Origin of the sequence: Mesorhizobium sp. CU3, assembly GCF_006442965.1 — a bacterium.
Classification (GTDB): domain Bacteria; phylum Pseudomonadota; class Alphaproteobacteria; order Rhizobiales; family Rhizobiaceae; genus Mesorhizobium.
In genome coordinates, this window is record NZ_VFWX01000048.1 from 1 (window position 1) to 273 (window position 273).

Sequence of the window (273 nt, forward strand, 5' to 3'; positions counted from 1 at the left end):
GTACATCATAATCAGTGATTTCAAAAGGACCATGGAAAAATTCCCCAGAATGAATAGCATTAGAATTAATCCATTGCATTTCCATGAACCAGCAAGCTGCTGTGGAGTAAATTTCTCCGTAATTGATACCGCTACCAATTGTGTAAATAATTTTATCTCGTTTTTGGTTTTTACCCCATTCTTTAGCAGTTATTTCAAATTTGCTCTTTTCAGCAATAACAAGATCATTTAACTTATCAAATTCATTCAAGCAAGTTTCCCATTTTTTAGAGC

General features: G+C 33.0%; 1 pseudogene. It reads right to left on the reverse strand.

The window, feature by feature from the left end:
- Positions 1-250 (reverse strand): annotated as a pseudogene (locus FJ988_RS31530) (SIS domain-containing protein); the annotation flags it as partial.
- Positions 251-273 lie beyond the last annotated feature (23 nt).